The sequence below is a fragment of the Sorangium sp. So ce128 genome (genome assembly GCF_051525245.1).
Lineage (GTDB): Bacteria > Myxococcota_A > Polyangia > Polyangiales > Polyangiaceae > Sorangium > Sorangium cellulosum_B.
The window spans coordinates 11,481,905-11,499,476 of the sequence record NZ_CP150313.1; the positions used below are offsets into that span (position 1 = coordinate 11,481,905).

The following is a 17,572-nucleotide window of genomic DNA, read 5'->3' on the forward strand; positions in this document are numbered from 1 at the left end:
TCCAACGTCCGGAGCGCCCTTGTAGGCGCCCCGAAGCCGCTAATCTAGTGTTATGTGCGCGCGCTTCACCCTCGCCGTTCCGGACTTTGCGACCCTCATCGCACTGCTCGAGTCGTCCTCTGGCGCGGGCCGAGCAGGCGGCGGCCCGGCTCGGTCGATTGCCGCTGATCCGGAGATAGCGGCAAGGTTTCGGCCTCGTTTCAACATCGCACCTGCGACCGTCCACCCGGTGCTGCGCGCGCGGGACGGCCGGCGCGCGCTGGTGGCGGCGACCTGGGGCTTCGTGGGGCGTTTCGCCAGGGGCGGCGCCGGGCCTGCGCTCCTGGCCAACGCGCGCGCCGAGAGCGCGCGGGCGAAGCCGACGTTCCGCGAGGCGTTCGCGGCGCGCCGCTGTGTGGTGCCGGCGGACGGCTTCTACGAGTGGACCGGACCCAAGGGCGCGCGGCGGCCCACCTGGTTCCACCCTGCGGACGGCGGGCTGCTCCGCCTGGCGGGGCTGTACCAGCCGGCGAAGGACCTCGACACGGGGGAGCCCGACCTCCGGTTCACGATCCTGACCACCGAGGCGAACGCCGACGTCGCGCCGATCCACGACCGCATGCCGGTCCTGCTGGGCCCCGGGGACGTGGACCTCTGGCTCGGCCTCGGCGACGGAGCGGACGCGGATCGGGCCGAGGCGCTGCTCCGGCCGGCGCCTCGCGGCGCCCTCGCGGCGCGCGCCGTCTCGCCGCGGGTCAACTCGGTCGCGCACGACGACCCCGCCCTGCTCCAGGAGCTCGCGGCGGAGGCCGCTGCTCCCAAGGCCGCTGCCCCGAAGGCCGGCGGCACGCTTCCGCTGTTCGATCTCGATGGCGGCGCGAGGCCCGCCGTCCCCTCCGGCCGGACCTCGCGCCGCTGATCGACGGCAACGTGCGTTGATGTGCGCTGGCTGGCTTGCGATGGTCAGCGGGCGGAGGCGCTGCTCGCGCGACCGCCCTTGCGGCCTGTGCGGCTGGTCTTCGCCGGTCGGCTCGCCTTGCGCGCGGGCGCGGCTCGCCCGGTCTTCGCGGGCGCCGTGGCCGCTGTCTTCTTCCGTCCGGTCGCGGTGGTGCGGCGCCCCTTCTGCGCGGCCCGCGCCGGTTCGGCGCGCTGCGTCGACGCGCGCTTCGCGGGTGGACGCTTGGCCGCCGCCTTGCGCGCCGACGGCTTCGCCGTGCGCGCGCGGCGGCCGGCGGTGGCGGCGGGCATGCTCTTCGCGACGTTCCGAGCGAGGAGCGCCTCCACGTCGCTCTCGCGCACCTGGCCGAAGCGCGCCTCCAGGCGGCTGCCGAGCTCCTCGAGGCGCGCGGCGCCCATGGCGCTCTCGACCTGGGGGAAGAGCTCCTTCTCCTCCTCCTCGACGTGGTGCTGCACGAGCTCCTTCAGCACGCCGAGCCTGGCGTGAAAGGTTTCGTCACCCGGCTCGGTGCTGAGCAATTTCTGCAACATGACGTCGACGAGCGCGTGCTCCTCGTACGAGGTCGGGATCAGGGGGGAGGCGCCGAGCGCCTCCCGGCTCTCGGGGTAGAAGAGCTCCTCCTCGATGGCCGAGTGGCTCACGAGGGTCGCCACGAGCTCGTCGCGGAGCGCGCTGATCTCGTCGCTGTCAGCCTGCGACATGCGCTCGAAGAGCTCTTCGACTTCCTGGTGATGCTCCTTCAATAGGTCGGTCGCCTTCATGCGGGGACTCCTCTCACGGAAAGATGAAGCGCCGTCGAGGCGCTTGGCCTGTGCGGCCTGCGGGTTTGCGCGAAGCATGCCAGGCGAAATGGGCGCGCGAAGCGAGCGCACGACGCGCACGCGCGGGCGCGGGCGTACGTCGTTTGGCCAACCCGCGCGGGGGCGTCGCGGCGCGCGACGCGGGGCGTGCTGCCCCGCAGCGAGGCATCATGGCGCCGCTGGAGCGTGATCGAGCGCGGCCTGCGCGATGTCGCGGACGCCTTCGCCCGCGCAGGGCGCCGGCGCGCCGCCGGGCGCCGTCAGCGGGCTTTCGTCGGCTCGCAGGCGCGGGCGCAGGTCGATCGCGCGGGCCTCAGTTCGCGCCCCATACGTTGAGCACGGCCGCCGTTTCCGCGTCGATCGTGGCCGGCTCCCGTTGCGCCGCGGGCGCGCGCACGGACAGGTCGAACGTCACGGTACGCCGGAAGAGCGACACGGTGGCGAGGGGCATCACCTCGCGACGGTTGAAGGCGCAGGTCGGGTCCACGTCGAGGTCGCAGAGATAGGGGGGAACGCCGAGTCGACCCGAAAGCACGAGGTTGCCCCACCGGGTGGAGTAACGATCGCCGAGGGCGGCGATCTGGGGGCCGCGCTCGACGCCCTCGAGGCCGGAGGCGACCGCCGCCAGATCCTTCCCGAGCGGTTTGCGGGCGAACGAGAGGCCGAGGGCGGCGATCGCCGTGCGCGCGACGTCGATGATCTCGGTCGGGGCAGCGACGCGCTGGCCGGCGTACAGATCACCGGGAAAGTGGACATAAAGCGGGAGCGTCAGGACGGGCTCCTGGAGCTCCATGCCCTCGCCGTAGAGCACGGCGTCGGAGCGCCCGCTGGCCAGATCGCCGGTCACGATGAAGAGGGTCTCGTCCCACAGGCCGGCGGCCTTGAGGGTCCCGATGAGGTTGCCGAGGGCGCGGTCCTGGCCGGCGAGGGCGATGGAGAAGAGGTCGCGGATCCGGTCGCGATCCTCGGGGCTGAGCACATCGCGGCGCCGGTTCCTCAGCCTGGCCAGCACCTGGGCGGCGCGGCGCGGCTCGACGGGGCCGGCGTACTCGGCGGGCTTGAGGGCGTTCAGCTCCTTCGGGGTGACCTCCCAGGGCGGATGGCCGCCGCGCGCGTGGACGAACGCGAGGAGGCGGTTGGAAGCGTCCTGGCGGACGGTCTCGCTGATCCAGGTGGCGGCGGCGTCGATCGGGGTGGTGGCCGGCTCGCCGCTCGTCGGGGGGTGCTCGAGGACCCGGGACCAGCCGGGTCCGAAGCCGAACGCCCGGAACGTGGTGGGGACGCCGGTGAAGAACCCGGTGCGGATGCTGCTGTCGCTCGCGATGGCGCCGATGGTGGTGACGTGGGCGGGGAGGCGGGCCCCGGTGTCGGCGACGGTGTGGGCCGGCGGCGGAAGACCGGTGAGCAGCGACGCGGCCACGGCGGACACGACCGTGCTCGGCCCGCGGTGGTGATCGAACGTCGTCGCTGACGTCGCGAGCTCCGAGAGCGTCGCGAGGTGCGGCTCCGGACGACCGCTCCAGGGGGGCAGATCGGGCCGCTCGACCCCGTTCAGGGCGACGATCACGACGGCGCGCGCTGCGGGCACGGACGGAGGCGGCTCCGGCGATCCGGCGAGGACGGGGTCGCCGAAGAGGATGCGTCCGCCGCGGGCCGCGGCGGCGGCGCGGAGCTCGAGGGAGATGAGGGACCCGGCGAAGGGCGCGAGCGGCAGCTCGACGTCGGTCCAGGTCGCCTTGTCGCCGCCCTCGACGTGGACGCGATGGATCACGAGGGGCTCCTGGCCGTCGCGGAGGACGCGGATCTCGGCGTCGCCTTCTCCCGAGCCCAGCGCGCCGATGGAGGTGTGGAGGCGGGTCACCCTGGAAGGGCGAAAGGCGCAGCGGACCGCGCCCGGCGCGCGCAGCGCGATGGACCGGTGGGGGACGCCCGACAGCGCGGCGGCAGGCGCGACGACGTCGCGCAGGGTCGGGGGGCCGTACGTGGCCGGGTCCTCGTCCGGGATGCCCACGCGCACCCAGTCGACGTCGGCGAACGACTCCCCCTCGCGGAGCCGGCCGGAGAACTGGAGCGTGAGGGTGTGCAGGCCGGGGTCGGCGGGGAGCGTGGTGGTCGGGGTCGAGGCGATGCGGATCTGGTCGCGCTGGAGGCGGAGCGTTCCGAGCAGCTGGTCGTCCAGGGAGACGGTGGCGTACTTGGAGGTGAGCCCGACGGCCCGGGCGGACACGAAGATGGGGCTCGCGGACGGCAGGACGAACGTGAGCTTGATCTGCCGCTCCGAGATCCGCGCCCAGGTGGATCCATCGTGCTCGACCGCCTGGATGCCGGTGGGCACGGTCCCTTGCCACGCGAAGCGGCCGAGGAGCGCGCCCGCGCCGGTATCGAACAGGAGCCCTCGGTGCTCGAGATCGCAGCTCGGCAGCTCGTCGATGAGGTGCACGACGTCGCGCGCCGGCGGCGGAGGCGTCGCCCGCGGGCTCGCGGACGCTGCGGCCGGGGCGCCGGAAGGCAGATCGCGGGTCGACGTCTCGCACCCGGTGCAACCGGAGAGGAGCGCGGCCGCGGCGGAGGCGAGCGTGAGCGCGAAGGAGGGATGGCGGGTTCGGATCACGCGGGCGCGCACGGGGCGTCCTCTACCACGAGCGGGGTGCCCTGCCTGTGGCTGGGCACCCCGGGGCGAGCGCCGGCTTCTCGATTGCCTGGGGGAGCGCTCGTGGCGCGCTCAGCGGCGCCACGGCGGCGCGACGCGGAGCCGGGTGAGGCGGCCGGCTTTGACGACCGCGAAGCGCACGCGCTCCTCGTCCCGGAGCTTCGCCCGGATCTCGTAGGCGCCGTCCTTGGGCGCGAGCGGCAGCTTGACGCTGCCGGTACCGACCTTCCGCCCGTCCACGAAGAGCGTGTCGCCCGCGCCGGCGATCACCTCCAGCATGCCCTGCCCCTCGGGCACCTTGTGCTCGGCGGCCAGCGGCAGATCCTCGGGGAGCACGGGGTTCGACGTCGTCTCGCCGATCGGCCCGGCGGCAGCCGGGGCCGGCGTGGCGACGACCGCCGCCGCGACCACGCTCGACGAGCCGGCGGCGGCAGGCACAGCGCCGGGCGGGGCAGCGGTCGCGGGCTCCGCGGCCGGCGGGCTCGGCTGGTCGGAGGGCGGCGAGGCGGCCTGCAGCTCGTGATCGCGCGACAACCGCGCGGCCACCGCGAAGACGAACGCCGCCACCGCGAAGAGGACCCACATCGTCATGCGGTTGTCGCGGGCGGGCGGCTGCGGCGTCGGCACGTAGGCCGACGGCCGGCGCACGCGGCGCGGCGTGGGCGACTCGTCGATGGCGGGCGCCGGGGCGGGGGCCGCGAGCCGCGCGGCGGGCGGCGCCGCGGGGACCCTGAGCGCGGCGGGCGCAGGCGCCTCGACGACCGGCGGCGGCGGGAGCGAGCCCAGCGTCAGCAGCCGCTCGGGCTTCGGGTACTCCAGCGCGGGCAGCGTGGCCTCCGGCCTGCGGGGCGCGGGCGCCACGCCGGGCACGGCCGGCGTCACGCCCGCCAGCAGAGCAGCGTCCACCTGGGGGCTCCGCGCCGCGCGCACGCTGACCACATCGCCTTGAAGCTCGGCGAGATCGCTCGGAACCCGTGCGTTGACCAGCGCGCTGGAGAGCGCCGTCGCCTCCTCCTCGCGCGCGCTCGCGAACGCCGTGTCCTCGTCCTCGCCGTCCACGGACAGCACGTGGACAGACATGGCCGAGCCCGGCCCCGACACCGCCGAGCTCGGCGCAGCCGAGCCGCGCGCCGGCATGGCCGATCGCGGCGCCACCGAGCCGGGCACCACCGTGAGCTGGTCGTCGGTGAGCTCGACCGAGGCGCGCGACGACGCGGCGGCGGCGTCGCCGGCGAGCTCCGGCGGCAGCGCCGCGACCGGGGCGGCCCGCTCCGGGACGCGCCGCACGCCGCGGAGCGTCTCCTCCTCGTAGGCCACGGCGGGGGCGAGCAGGTCCTCTCCCTCGCGGCTGATCACCCGGCGCACGCCGCCGCGCGCCGCGACGTCGTTCAGCACGTCCTCGACGAGGCCCGCGGCGAACTCCCCCGAGGTGATGACCGATCGCGGCGACGTCCCGCGGGCGAGCGCTCTCAGGAGCGAGCGCGCCGGCTCGGGCGTCGCGTCGGCGGTCGCGCCCATCCCCTCCAGGTCGAGGACGACGCGCTCGACCTGCATCACCGGCGGCCCGTGGAACAGCCGCTGGGCGGCCCGGGCCGCCGCGATCGCGGGCAGGAGCTGCTCCGCGAGCGTCCCCTCGAACCCGGGGCGCGGCGGCGCCGCGAGCTCGCTCTCCGGCAGAGGCTCCACCACGAAGCGGCCGGAGCCGACGCCGAGGAGCGCCGCGAGCACGGAGGGGCCGCGGTGGAACGTCCCGTCCTGCGCCGTCCGGGTCGCGCCGGCGGGGCGGCCGTCCTTGAGCAGCACCTCGTACAGGAACGCGGCGTCTCGGACCGACACGAGCGCGTCGGGCCGGCGCGCGCACGAGAGCGACAGCAGCGTCCGCGCCGTCATGCCGTCGAGCCGCCCGCGGACCTCGCCGCCCGTCGCGATGCGCTCGGCGACGCGCCGCCTGCCCCGCAGGACCTCGTGCACCCGCTGCACGAAGGCCGCGGCGCTCTCCTCCTTGCGGAGGTAGCCGTCGGCCTGGGCGCCGAGCTCGCGGAGCCGCTGGAGCAGGTCCTCCTTCCAGGAGAGCAGGATGACAGGCACGTCGCGCAGCGCGACGTCGCGCTTGAGCGCGCGGCAGAGGGCGAAGCCGTCGAGCCGCGGCATCAGCACGTCGCTCACGACAAGGTCCGGCGTCGTCTGGTACGCGAGGTCGAGCGCCCGCGCGCCGTCGTGCGCCTCGTGCACGTTCGCGCCTGCGGCCCGGAGCACGCCGGCGAGGAACCACGTCACCGCCGGATCGTCGTCCGCCACCACGATGTCGAGCGCGTCGAGCGCCGCGTCGCCCGGCGCCGCGCTCGATGCGATCGACGCGCTGATCGTGCGCGCCGGCGACTTCGCGCGGATCTCGCTGTGCAGCCGCGAGCGCTCGCCCTCGGGCGCGCTCGGCGCGATCATCCACGGGGCGAGCGGCAGCGCGCCCTCCGGCCCGTTCGGCGAGAACCGCACGCCGCCCTGCGAGCGGATCGTCACGAGATCGCGGATGCGCGCCACCGCGCCCCAGAGCGCCGCGAGGACCTCGGCGCCGTCGCCGAGATCGACGTGCTCCCCGCGGCTCCTCGGCTCGGCGGCGTCGCAGAGGCCGCGGCGAAGCTCCTCGGCGAGGCGCGCCCCGAGCTCGTCGAGGTTGACGGCCCCGAGCGGCCCGCGAGCGGCCCGCGCGGTCTCAGCGCGCACGCAGGCCACCGCTGCCTCCGCGGCGGCGCGCCGGAGCGCGTCCGGCGACACGGGCTTCGGCAGCGCGCGCGCGGCGCCGAGCGCCACGTAGGGAGCCGCGTCCTCGGGCCGCGTGAAGCGGCCGACGGCGACGACGGGGACCAGGTCGGTCAGCGGATCGGCGGCCAGCGCCTCCGCCAGCCCGCGCGCGCCCGGCATGTCCGCGTCGAGCAGGACCAGATCCGGAGCGAAGGCCCGCGCGAGATCGATCGCCGTCTCCACGTCGTCGGTCCGCTCGACCTCGAACGACGGCCCGACGTCGGCGCTCGCCGAGTCGAACGCCTCGGCGAGCGGCGCGGCGCCCACGACGAGGACCGTGATCGGCGCGTCGATCGACGCGGCCGGAGCGGCCTCGGGCGCCCCGGCGGGGGGCGCCTGCTCCGCGCCGCGCGTCGAGGACGCGCGCGCTTCCTCTTCCTCCTCGAGCGAGAGCGGCTCGGCGGCGAGCGCGCGGCCGTTGCTCACGCCCGCGATCCACGTCGTGGCCTGGCCCTTGGCCACACCCGCGCCATCCGGCCGCGCGCTGGCGCTGCGTGCGTTCGGCTGATCCGCGCCAGCGCGCGCGCGGGGCGGCGCCGACGCCTGCTCGGGCGGCGCGGCGGCGCGCGCGGGCGCCTGCTCGCCCATGGCCGACTGCCCCCAGGCCAGGGCGGGCAGCTCCTCGAGCAGCTTCCGCAGGGCCGCCGCGGCCTCGCCGCTGAGCCGCGCGCCGTTCGCGGCGACGAGCTGCGACTCCCCTTCGGCGAGCCGCTCGGCCACCCGCACGAAGCGCAGGAGGCGCGCCCCCGCGCCGAGCGAGTGCAGGCGCCGCTTCAGCTCCTCGACGAGCCGCGGCGCATCGCCGTCTGCCTCGATCCGCCGGACCATCTCGCGGAGCTCCGCCACGCGGCGACCCAGGTTCGCCACGAACTCGGCGCGCGCTCCGCCCAGCCGCTCGTGCCGAGCCTCGCTCGCTGGATTGCTGCGCGGCCCCGCGTGCTCCACTGCCGTCGATCCTACGCCCATTGGCGGTCCCGTATCACAGGAGGATCGGACACCCGAACTTCTCGGCGATCGCGCCCCCGCGCCCGTGGCTCCCGGCCGCGCGCCCGCGCCCCAAGGTCACCTCACGGCGGCCCCAGCTCGGCGGCGATCTGCTCCCGGACCCATGCGCCGGCGGCGCGCGTGCCGAGCGTGCCGCCCACATCGACCGTGCACATCCCCTGGTCGAGCGCCAGGGAGACCCAGCGCTCGATGCGGCGCTCTTCCTCGGGCCACCCGAGGTGAGCGAGCAGCAGCCCCGCGGTGAGCATCGCCGCGAACGGGTTCGCGATGTCCTTGCCGGCGAGCGGCGGCGCCGACCCGTGCACCGGCTCGAACAGCGCGACCCGCGCCGGATCGGACGCGTGCACGTTCGCGCTCGCCGCCATGCCGAGCCCCCCCTGCAGCGCCGCGCCGAGATCGGTCACGATGTCGCCGAACAGGTTGTTCGTCACGATCACCTGGAATTGCGCCGGATCCTGGATGACGTACAGGCAGAGGGCGTCCACGTAGACGTGGTTCGACTGGATCTCCGGATACTGGGCGCGCACCTCGTGGAAGACGCGCAGCCAGAGCTCGTGCGCGTGCCGCATCGCGTTTGACTTGTCCGCCATCGTGACCCGCGTCCGGCCGTTCGCGCGCGCGTAGTCGAACGCCGCGCGGATGATCCGCTCGACGCCCTTCCTCGTATTTACGTCCTCATTGATCGCGACCTCGTCGGGGGTGCCGCGTTTGAACTGCCCGCCCATCCCGACGTAGATCCCCTCGGTGTTCTCGCGGAACACCACGAAGTCGATGTCCTTCGCCGTGCGGCCTTTGAGCGGCACCAACCGGTCCGACAGCGCGCGGACGGGCCTCACATTGGCGTATAGGTCGTAGCCGAAGCGCATGCCGAAGAGGATGTCGCGCGCGTGCTCCAGGTTGGGCACACGGGGATCACCCAGGGCGCCGAGCAGCACCGCCGAGCACTCGCGCTGGATGGCGATCTGGATCTGGTTCGGGAAGGTCGTCCCGTCGCGCAGGTACCGGTCGGCGCCGAGATCGAGCTCCCAGAGGTCGATCGGCAGCCCTGCTCGCTCCTGATAGAGCTCGAGCAGGAGCTTCGCCTCGGCGATGACGGATGGGCCGATGCCGTCACCGCCGATGATCGCGATTTTCTTCTTCTTTTTGGCTGCCACGAGGTCGCGCTCCCGGTCAGCCGAGCGCGCGTTCGACCGGCACGTACTCCAGCCGGTGGGCCGCTGCGACGGGGCCGTAGGTCACGTGGCCGCCGTGGGTATTGATGCCGAGGGCGACGGACCTGTCGGCCTTGGCCGCGGCGACGATGCCCTGGTTGGCGATCGCCACCGCGTAGCCGATCGTCGTGTTCGTGAGCGCCCAGGTGCTCGTGTGCGAGACCGCGCCCGGCATGTTGGCGACGCAGTAATGAACGACCCCGTGCACCTCGTAGGTCGGGTTGTCGTGGGTCGTCGGGCGGCAGGTCGCGATGCACCCGCCCTGATCCACGGCGACGTCGACGACGACCGTCCCTCTCTCCATGCGGCGGATGTGCTCCTCGGTCACGAGCTGGGGCGCCTTGGCGCCGGGCACGAGCACCGCGCCGACCACGAGATCGGCGCGCTCGCACATCATCTCGATGTTCTCCGCGTTGGAGTAGAGCGTCTCGATCGCGCCCCCGAACACGTCTTCGAGGTAGCTCATCGTCTCGGCGCGGACATCGAGCACGGTGACCTGCGCCCCCATCCCGACCGCGATGGTCGCTGCGTTCCGGCCGACCACGCCGCCGCCGAGGATCGCCACGCGGCCGCGCCGCGTCCCCGGCACGCCGCCGAGGAGCACGCCCTTGCCGCCCCGCTCTTTCTCCAGGCACGAGGCGCCGACCTGAACGGCCATCCTGCCGGCCACCTCGCTCATGGGCCGCAGCAGCGGCAGCGAGCCGTCCTCGTGCTGGATGGTCTCGTACGCGATGCCTGTCACGCCTCGCTTGGCGAGCTCCCGCGTGAGATCCGGCTCGGCGGCCAGGTGCAGGTAGGTATAGAGGAGGAGACCCTGGCGAAAGTGGCCGTACTCGGCGGGGAGCGGCTCCTTCACCTTCACGACCATGTCGGCGCTCCACGCTTCCGCTGCCGACCTCGCGATGAGGGCGCCCGCGCGTCCGTAGGCTTCGTCGGAGATCCCGCTGCCTTCGCCGGCGCCGGACTCCACGAGGACCTTGTGCCCGTGCCCGACCAGGGCCCGGACTCCCGCGGGCGTCATGCCGACGCGGTACTCACGTGTCTTGATCTCCTTGGGGACTCCGATAAGCACGATCGCGCTCCTCTCCTCGCCGAACTGCTGAAGCGAGGCGTGTGCGACGATAGCAGAAACCTGCCCTCGCAACGCCGTGAGCCACCGAGTCAAATGCCGGTTTCCGAGGCGAGAAACCCGGAAGATCCGTTCTGAAGCTACGTTTTCGTCGGCCGGTCACACGCCCGCGGCGGCCTCGAGCGCGGCGCGGACGAGCAGCGTGATCTGTCCCGGCGAGGCGAGATCGAGCGGCCCCATCATGGCCTCTGCGTCGAGCAGCAGGAGCTCCAGAGCCTCGCAGTGCGCTGCCAGCGCGTCCTCACCGCCGTCGCCGAGCCGGACGACCGCGGCCGCGCCGTGCAGGGCGAGCGGCCAGGCTGGCGCGAAGCTCTCCTCGATGGGGAGGCCGACCAGCGCGAGCTCGACGCCGTCGCCGAGCCGGATCACGCCGAGCGGCCTCGGGATGGCCGCCTGCGGCGGAGGCTCGGCGGGGACGATGGCGTCTCCGATGCGGCGGACCGCATGAGAGAGCGTCGCCATGCGGCGCGTGCTTGCGGCGATGACGAGGTGGGGCGGCGGGGCGAAGCCGGGCCGGGCCAGACGGGTCACCAGGGACCGGAGGACCGGAAGGTGCTCCGACGGCGCGAACGGCGTCGTGAGGTCGGCGAGCGAGATACGGCGGATCTTCCCGGAGGCCGTGAGCTCCATCAGGACCTCGAGGATCAGGAGATCCGGCCCGCTGATCTCGTCGAGCAGCTCGTCGAGGTTGTGCGGCATCTGGAGCAGCGCCGCCAGCTTCTCGGCCACGGCCGCGCGCTCCGCCGGCTCCCCGAGGGGCGCCGGCGGTGAGGTCGTCGGGGTGCGTAGCGCCTCGAGCCTGAACGCGGCCGGCTCCGCGGCGCGGAGCGTGGGCGGCGGCGGCATCGACCCGCCGCGGTTGCCCTTCACGTCGCTGGCCGGCATCGGCGGGGCGGTGAAGTCGGGCAGCGAGGTCATGGCGCTCGCCAGGGGCGCGGCGCTCCCTCGGTCCGCCGCGGCGCTGTCGCCGAAGGTCGCGTCGACGCTGAACGTCTGGTGGTCCGGGAGCGGGGACAGGTCGAGATCGTCGCTCGCGGGCTCGGTCACCAGGAAGGCCTCACCGGCCGGCGCGAGCTCGGATCGCCGGCGCTGGACCTCGTCGACCTGGCGGAGCGCTTCCATCAGGAGGCGCGAGGTCGGCGCCATGATGCGGCGCGCGCTCGCCGGTTCGCCGGGTGAGAACGCGAAGTGTCCGTCCCGCTCACCGAGCAGCCGGTAGAGCGCCTTCTCCCCCTCGAGGCGGCGGTAGACGGCATCGATCACCTCCCCCGCCGAGAGCCGCAGCTCCCCTGCCCCGGTCGGCGTGGTGATGCCGAGGGTGCCGCTCCGGCGGTTCATCGCGAGCAGCTGGAGCAGGTCGACGAGCGGGACCTGCTGGAGGTCGCCGCGGATCTCCTGCGGCACCGTCGGCTTGGAGCCGCGCGGCGACGCCTCGGTGATCCGCGAGACGATGTGATCGACGTCGCCCCGCAGGACCTCGTCGAAGCCCGGATCGCCCTCGGCGCCGTCGACGAGGAAGAGGATCGGGGTATCGGCGAGGTCGGGGACGGCGGCGAACGCGTCCGCGAGCGCGTTGTCCTCGTCGAGCGCCCTGGCGGCGAGCACGACGTCGGGCCGGCGCTTGAACGCCTGCTCCACGGCTTCGAACGCGCCGTTCGCGTTGGTCACGGTGAGACCACGCGCCCTGAGCGCCGACGCGAGCGCGCCGAGCGCGTCCACGTCCGAATCAACCAACAGCACCCTGCGAGACACTGGATCGGCGCCCTCCGAGTCAGCCGAAGACCCGCAGCCCGGCCGCGCGGCCGAGCCGCTCGGCGAGGAAGTCCGCGAGCAGCGGATCGGCGGCATGGATACCCTTCACGAACCCCCCCTGATTACGCCCTACCAGGGCATACGCGCCGTGCTCCGCGAGGACACAGAGCGCCTCGATGTCGTCGCACCCTGGCGAGGATCGGAGGTCGACGGTGTGCACCACCACGTCGTCGCGCGGCGAGGCCAGCTGCGCCTTGACCTGCGCTCCCAGGCTCAGCCCGTCGTGGTGAGCGACCAGCAGGAACACGGCGCCCCCGCGGAGCGCGTTCCTGACGACCGACGTCGCGAGCAGGATCGTATCGGACACCGACAGATCGAGCGCGCGGGGCGCCGAGATCGCGGAAGCTCCGCCGGCCGCGGGGGACTCCCGGACGAGGAGGCTGACGATCTCGCCGATGCTCCGCCGGTCCTGAGGGACGCGGTGGACGATCGAGGACTTGGTGGCGTCGGCGCGCCGCCGGGCGATGCGGAGCAGCTGAGCGAGGCTCTGGCCGTCCTGGGGGAAGGTGGCGACCCCGACGAGCAGGCCCTTCGGCAGGTACCCGGCCCGCTTCTCGCTCTCGGCGACGTGGGACAGCATCCGTCGATGGCAGGCGTGGGCCTCCAGGGCGGCCGTCTCGGGCATGAGCAGGTGGAACTCGTTCTCGTCGACGCGGGCCAGGATGTCGGTGTCGCGCACGGCGCGGAGCAGGTGCTCGACGACCTGACCCGGGTTGTGCGTGTTCGCAGGGGGCGCCGGCGTGGTCCTCCAGAAGGCGAGGTCGCCTGGGCGCTCAGGTGCGGCCGCTGCATCCGGCTCGATCACGATGGTCGCGATCGTGAACCGGCGGCCGTACCGCCTGGCCTTGTCGATCTCCCGGCCGGCGACGTCGACGTAGTAGGCAAACGAGTAGGCGCTCGACGCCGGATCCTTCATCGCGGCGCCGCCCGTCGAGCGTTCGCGCTCGCCGAGGAGGGCAAGCGCCGTCGTCGCCTGCGTGGCGAGCAGCTTGACGAGGCCGTCGAGGAGCGGGGCGCGCCGCGGGGTCGAGGCCGCGCTGTCCGGGCGCCTCACCGAAGGGAACGCGGAGCTGCGGCCGGGCTCCTTCTGGAGAAGGAGATGCCCCGCGGCGAGCTTGCGGAGCGCCAGCGGGACGACGATGAGCTGCTCGCGCCGGGCGAAATCGAGGATGTCGGTCTCGGTCCCGTAGGCGGGCGCGCGGTCGAGCGGCCCCATCGCCGCGGAGCGGACCAGCTCGCTGGAGCGTTCTCCGGCGGCCAGGTAGACGGCGGACGCCGCCGCGCCCGTCGCCTCGACGAACACCTCGGCGAGCTGCTGAGCCGCCGCGTTGCGGTCACGCGCATCGGCGAGCTCGGCCACGCGGGCGATCCACCCGGCAGCGCGGGCGCTGCGCGCGGCTTCCTGCTCGAGCTGCATCCGGAGAGCCCGCTCGGCGAAGCGCAGGCGCACCGAGCCGACGGCGTTCAGCACCTCGTCCCCACCGAGCGGCAGCAAGAAGAGCCCGGCGCCGCCGAGCGCGACCGCATGGGCGCCCGCCTCGAGCTCCGCCCTCGTCGCCAGCGCGAAGACGGTGGCCTCGGACGCGAGGGCTTTCAGGTGGTGGACCATGGCGAGGCCGGCCCCGTCCCCGAGCCCGACATCGATGAAGGCGACGTCGGGCGCGGCGGTCTCGGCGAGGACGATCCCCTCGGCGAGATCGCCGGCGAGCATCAGCTCATCGGACGTGATGACCCGCGAGAACAGCGTGCGGGTCGCCTCGTCGGCGATGACGGCGAGCACCTTGAGCGAGAACTCGTGGGCCGGCGCCCGGCCAGGACTCCAGACCCCCTCGAGCGAGGCGGTCACGCGATCACCACCTCGCCCGAGAACGCCCGGCGCGCCGGGCCTTGCATGAGCAGCTCCAGGGATCCGGGGGCGACGGTGATGCGCAGCGAGCCGCCCGGCAGCGCCAGGCGGAGAGGTGCTCCGTACGGCGCGCGGCCCTGGGCGCACGCCGCGGCCGCCACGGCGCAGGCGCCCGTGCCGCACGCCAGCGTGCGGCCCACCCCGCGCTCCCAGACGGTCACGTCGATGCGCGCGGCCTCGCCATTGTCGGCCGGTCGAACCCGGCAGAACTCGACGTTGATGCCCTCGGCCGGCGTGGTCGCGACGATGGGCCCGAGCTCGTCGATCGCGTCCTCCGTGTAGGGATCGAACGTCACCGCGTGCGGGTTGCCGACGTCGACGCAGGCGAACCGGTGCTCCGCGCCGAGCGCTGTGACGACGAGCGTCTCGCCCATGCGGGCCCGGCCCATGCCGACGAGCACGTCGAAGCGATCGCCCGCCCGTGTGACCTCGCACCGCTTGTCGCCGGCGTCGGTCGCGATGGTGAGCGCCTTCTGGGGGGTCCCCCGGGAGACGAGGTAGGCCGCGACGCAGCGGATCCCGTTGCCGCACATCTCGGGGCGGCTCCCGTCGGCGTTCCAGACCTGCATGCGCGGCTGCTCGCGATCGATCACGAGCACGCCGTCGGCGCCGATGCCGAACCGCCTGTCGCAGAGGCGCCGCGCCGCCTCGGCGGTCATCGGGACCGCCTCGACCAGGATGAAGTCGTTGCCAAGACCTTCCCACTTCTCGAACCGGACGACGTTTTCCTTCATCGCTTCGCCTCGGCGAGCCGCTTTCGCGCCTCGGCTTCCTTGAGCCCGCGGACGGCGACGACCTTGCTCCTGCCGCTCGCGCCGAGGGCGATCTGGACATCGCTCTGGCGCACGTCGAGCGCGCGCGAGAGCAGCTTGACGAGCTCCGCGTTGGCGGCGCCCTCCACGGGCGGCGCGGTCAACGACACGTCGAGCGCGCCCTCGCGCACCCCGACGATGGCCGAGCGCGACGACTTCGGGCGCACCTGGACCGAGATGCGGACGCCTTCGGCGCGCTCGGTGATTGCGAGGCGACTCCACGCGCCGACGGCGCCGCTCTCCTCGGGTTTGCTCATCTGGCCGGCGGCATCGTAGCGTATCTGGAGCTCACGCGTGGTTCCCGCGAGGCGCGGTGATGTCGCTCTTCGGACGGCGCCGGCCATCGCGAATTTGCCGGTCGGCGGCCTGACCCGCTACTCTTTTCGCCCCGGCCGTGGGTCGGCTCGCGCAGTACGATCCGGCAGGTCGACTTGCATCAGCGGCGGTCGTTGTTCGCTGCTGATGTTCATTTCCGCGGTGGAGGCGTTGGACATGACTGATGAAGGAGAAGGGTCCGTGAACGCAACGCCCGGCCTCGCGAGGAGGTTGTGCGCGCTGGCGCTGCTCGCGACGTCGGGTGGCCTGCTCGGGTCTGCATGCGCCGACAACGAGAGCAGCGTGTTCATCCGCATGCGGATGGCAGAGACGGGGGACTGCAGCGTGAGCTGCGGCCCCAGCGAACCGTTCTGGACCGAGGATGCGGTGGACTCGGCCTATGCGGGCAGCCACAGCGCGCTGCTCCTGGTGGGCAACCAGATCGTGGAGCGCGGCGACCCCGACGTCCTCCGGACGGAGACATCCCGCGTCCAGCTCTACGAGGCCGAGGTCCGTGTCGCTGACATCGAGGGCAACGACGTGACGCCGGGCTACGTCGTTCCGATCACCGGCACGGTCGACCCGGGTTCGTCCGGCGACCCGGGCTACAACTGCACCGAGGTCCTCCTGATCGACGGCGCCACGATGGACACCTTGCGCGGGCAGGCCGCGCAGCTCCGGCGCGATATCCAGGTGTGGGCGACGGTGGTGTTGCGCGGCAGGACGCTGGGCGGGCAGGAGGTCGAGACCACGGAGTGGACCTACCCCGTCAGGGTCTGCTTCGCCTGCAGCCGGTGCGTCGACACGTCTCCGCCGGACTGCTGCTACAGCTCCGCGAACGAGGAGTGCGAGGACGCCAAGGAGCTCGAGGGCGCCTGCCCTGGCGCCCGGGGCCCTCAGGACTGTCGTGACCTCGGTCAGCCCTGCGCCGATCACATCGCAAGCTTCGGCCTGTAGAGCGCTCATCGCAGGCCCGAGCCGCCGTCACCGCGCCGGTCTGGCGCGGTGCACGGGGGCTGCTTCGGGCGACGGCCCTTTTGCAGCCTCGAAGAGGTAGACGAACGGAAGGGCGAGCAGCGCGAGATCGAGCTGCGCCGCGAGGACGACCGCGGTCTCCTTCGAGCCGCCGAGCCCGAACCGCCCCTGGGCGAGCAGCCCTGTGCTCATCCCGTAGCGCGAGTGAAAGTTGTAGCTGCGTCCACCCCAGAAGATGGCGGCGGCGATCCCTGGCTCCACGCCGCGGGCGTCGTCGCTCCATCGGCCGTAGGCGCCGGTGGAGAGGACCAGAGGGAACGAGTCGTGGATGGGCACGAGCACGGAGACGCCCGCGCCGGTCTGGATCTCATCGAACGCGTGGGTGAGCACCTCGGCGTAGGGACCGACGCCGAAGTCGTCGTTGGCAGCGCGGCCGAACAGGACATCCCCGCGCAGCCCGAGGTGGAAGACCGTGGAGTCCCACAGCTGGCGATCGAGGCCGACGCCGGCAAGGCCAACGGTGACGCCGGCGCTCGCCTGGGGCTCGGCGCGGGCTGTGCCGTGGAGGAGAACGGCTCCGAGGAGCGCGGCAACCAAGGCAGCTGGGCGGCCCGCGGTGGCCATGATGGAGCGATGCTACAGGGCGCTGGCGGGGAGCGCGCCTGAATTCTGCTGCACGGAGCCCCGCCCTGCGTGAGGCTCTCCGGAGTTCATTTTCGGTGCGTCGCGTGTATCGCGTGCGTCGCGTCCGTCGCGTCCGTCGCGGGTGAGTCCCTCCGTTCGCACCACGCAGCCCGCCCTGCGCGCCCGCTGGCGTTCATGGTAGCGTCCGGGGGCAATGGCGCGACGCACAGTGCAGCTGCGGGTAGGAGGTCAGACCTACCGCGTGGTGACGTCCGCGAGCGACGAAGAGCTCCAGCGGCTCGCCGCGGTCGTCGATCAGAAGCTCGCTACCGTTGTGCCCGCCGGCCGCGCCGTGACCCCCCAGGCCATGTTGCTCGCCGCCATCGCGCTCGCGCACGATCTCGAGCAGGAGCGGACCCGGGCGTCGGTCATCGCGGGGCGCGCGCGGGACGCATTTGGCCGTATCCTGCAGCGGGTCGACGCGGTCCTCGGCGCCGGTCCCGAGTCGCCCTCGTCCAGCGGAGCGAACGACAGCACACGCTGAGCTGGAGTGCCCGTACCTGGCGAGGTCCCCTCTGAGCGGCCCTGCCGCTGTCT

13 protein-coding genes are annotated in these 17,572 nt (G+C 73.5%); 3 read left to right on the forward strand and 10 right to left on the reverse strand.

Features of this window, described 5'->3' with window-relative positions; translation table 11 throughout:
- Positions 1-52: 52 nt before the first annotated feature.
- The gene (locus WME82_RS43540; protein WP_438040108.1) at positions 53-898 is read left to right on the forward strand and encodes an SOS response-associated peptidase; all 846 of its coding nucleotides are present in this window, start codon (positions 53-55) and stop codon (positions 896-898) included.
- Positions 899-942: 44 nt separating this feature from the next.
- Here the strand turns inward: WME82_RS43540 and WME82_RS43545 are convergent, their stop codons facing one another.
- The 9 genes from WME82_RS43545 to WME82_RS43585 all read right to left on the reverse strand — a co-directional run bounded on the left by WME82_RS43545 (position 943) and on the right by WME82_RS43585 (position 15,318).
- Positions 943-1,698 (reverse strand): hemerythrin domain-containing protein, encoded by a 756-nt coding sequence (locus WME82_RS43545; protein ID WP_437854406.1) that lies wholly within the window; start codon positions 1,696-1,698, stop codon positions 943-945.
- 352 nt (positions 1,699-2,050) lie between these two features.
- A complete protein-coding gene (locus WME82_RS43550; RefSeq protein WP_438040109.1) occupies positions 2,051-4,348 on the reverse strand; it encodes a sulfatase-like hydrolase/transferase in 2,298 nt (765 codons plus the stop codon).
- Positions 4,349-4,459: 111 nt separating this feature from the next.
- Positions 4,460-8,131, reverse strand: coding sequence for a response regulator (locus tag WME82_RS43555; protein ID WP_438040110.1), 3,672 nt, complete (start codon positions 8,129-8,131; stop codon positions 4,460-4,462).
- Between the two features lie 122 nt (positions 8,132-8,253).
- Positions 8,254-9,345, reverse strand: a complete 1,092-nt coding sequence (locus WME82_RS43560) for an isocitrate/isopropylmalate dehydrogenase family protein (RefSeq protein ID WP_437742418.1) — start codon at positions 9,343-9,345, stop codon at positions 8,254-8,256.
- Between the two features lie 16 nt (positions 9,346-9,361).
- Entirely contained in the window at positions 9,362-10,474 is a 1,113-nt protein-coding gene (gene ald / locus WME82_RS43565) for an alanine dehydrogenase (RefSeq protein WP_437742419.1), read from the reverse strand.
- A gap of 156 nt (positions 10,475-10,630) precedes the next feature.
- Positions 10,631-12,250 (reverse strand): DUF4388 domain-containing protein, encoded by a 1,620-nt coding sequence (locus WME82_RS43570; protein WP_438040111.1) that lies wholly within the window; start codon positions 12,248-12,250, stop codon positions 10,631-10,633.
- A 52-nt stretch (positions 12,251-12,302) separates the two neighbouring features.
- The gene (locus tag WME82_RS43575; RefSeq protein WP_438040112.1) at positions 12,303-14,189 is read right to left on the reverse strand and encodes a diguanylate cyclase domain-containing protein; all 1,887 of its coding nucleotides are present in this window, start codon (positions 14,187-14,189) and stop codon (positions 12,303-12,305) included.
- A complete protein-coding gene (dapF, locus tag WME82_RS43580; protein WP_438040113.1) occupies positions 14,186-14,983 on the reverse strand; it encodes a diaminopimelate epimerase in 798 nt (265 codons plus the stop codon). The genes WME82_RS43575 and dapF overlap by 4 nt, the downstream gene beginning before the upstream one ends.
- The gene (locus tag WME82_RS43585; protein ID WP_438040114.1) at positions 14,980-15,318 is read right to left on the reverse strand and encodes a DUF167 domain-containing protein; all 339 of its coding nucleotides are present in this window, start codon (positions 15,316-15,318) and stop codon (positions 14,980-14,982) included. Before WME82_RS43585 ends, dapF begins: the two co-directional genes overlap by 4 nt.
- 259 nt (positions 15,319-15,577) lie before the next feature.
- Between WME82_RS43585 and WME82_RS43590 the strand changes: the two genes are divergently transcribed.
- Positions 15,578-16,333 carry a hypothetical protein gene (locus tag WME82_RS43590; RefSeq protein WP_437742424.1) on the forward strand — a complete coding sequence of 252 codons (756 nt, stop codon included), beginning with the start codon at positions 15,578-15,580 and terminating at the stop codon, positions 16,331-16,333.
- A 27-nt stretch (positions 16,334-16,360) separates the two neighbouring features.
- Here WME82_RS43590 and WME82_RS43595 read toward each other — a convergent pair whose 3' ends face one another.
- Complete coding sequence (locus WME82_RS43595) at positions 16,361-16,975, reverse strand: hypothetical protein (protein ID WP_437913571.1); 615 nt, start codon at positions 16,973-16,975, stop codon at positions 16,361-16,363.
- Positions 16,976-17,189: 214 nt separating this feature from the next.
- On the opposite strand from WME82_RS43595, the gene zapA reads away from it, so the two are divergent.
- Complete coding sequence (gene zapA / locus WME82_RS43600; RefSeq protein ID WP_012240768.1) at positions 17,190-17,519, forward strand: cell division protein ZapA; 330 nt, start codon at positions 17,190-17,192, stop codon at positions 17,517-17,519.
- Positions 17,520-17,572: the final 53 nt, after the last annotated feature.

What these genes read in the sequence shown, in the direction of transcription:
- WME82_RS43540 (WP_438040108.1), top strand. Translation starts at nt 53, where the DNA reads ATGTGCGCGCGCTTCACCCTCGCCGTTCCGGACTTTGCGACCCTCATC.
- WME82_RS43545 (WP_437854406.1), bottom strand. Translation starts at nt 1,698, where the DNA reads ATGAAGGCGACCGACCTATTGAAGGAGCATCACCAGGAAGTCGAAGAG.
- dapF (WP_438040113.1), bottom strand. Translation starts at nt 14,983, where the DNA reads ATGAAGGAAAACGTCGTCCGGTTCGAGAAGTGGGAAGGTCTTGGCAAC.
- WME82_RS43585 (WP_438040114.1), bottom strand. Translation starts at nt 15,318, where the DNA reads ATGAGCAAACCCGAGGAGAGCGGCGCCGTCGGCGCGTGGAGTCGCCTC.
- WME82_RS43595 (WP_437913571.1), bottom strand. Translation starts at nt 16,975, where the DNA reads ATGGCCACCGCGGGCCGCCCAGCTGCCTTGGTTGCCGCGCTCCTCGGA.
- zapA (WP_012240768.1), top strand. Translation starts at nt 17,190, where the DNA reads ATGGCGCGACGCACAGTGCAGCTGCGGGTAGGAGGTCAGACCTACCGC.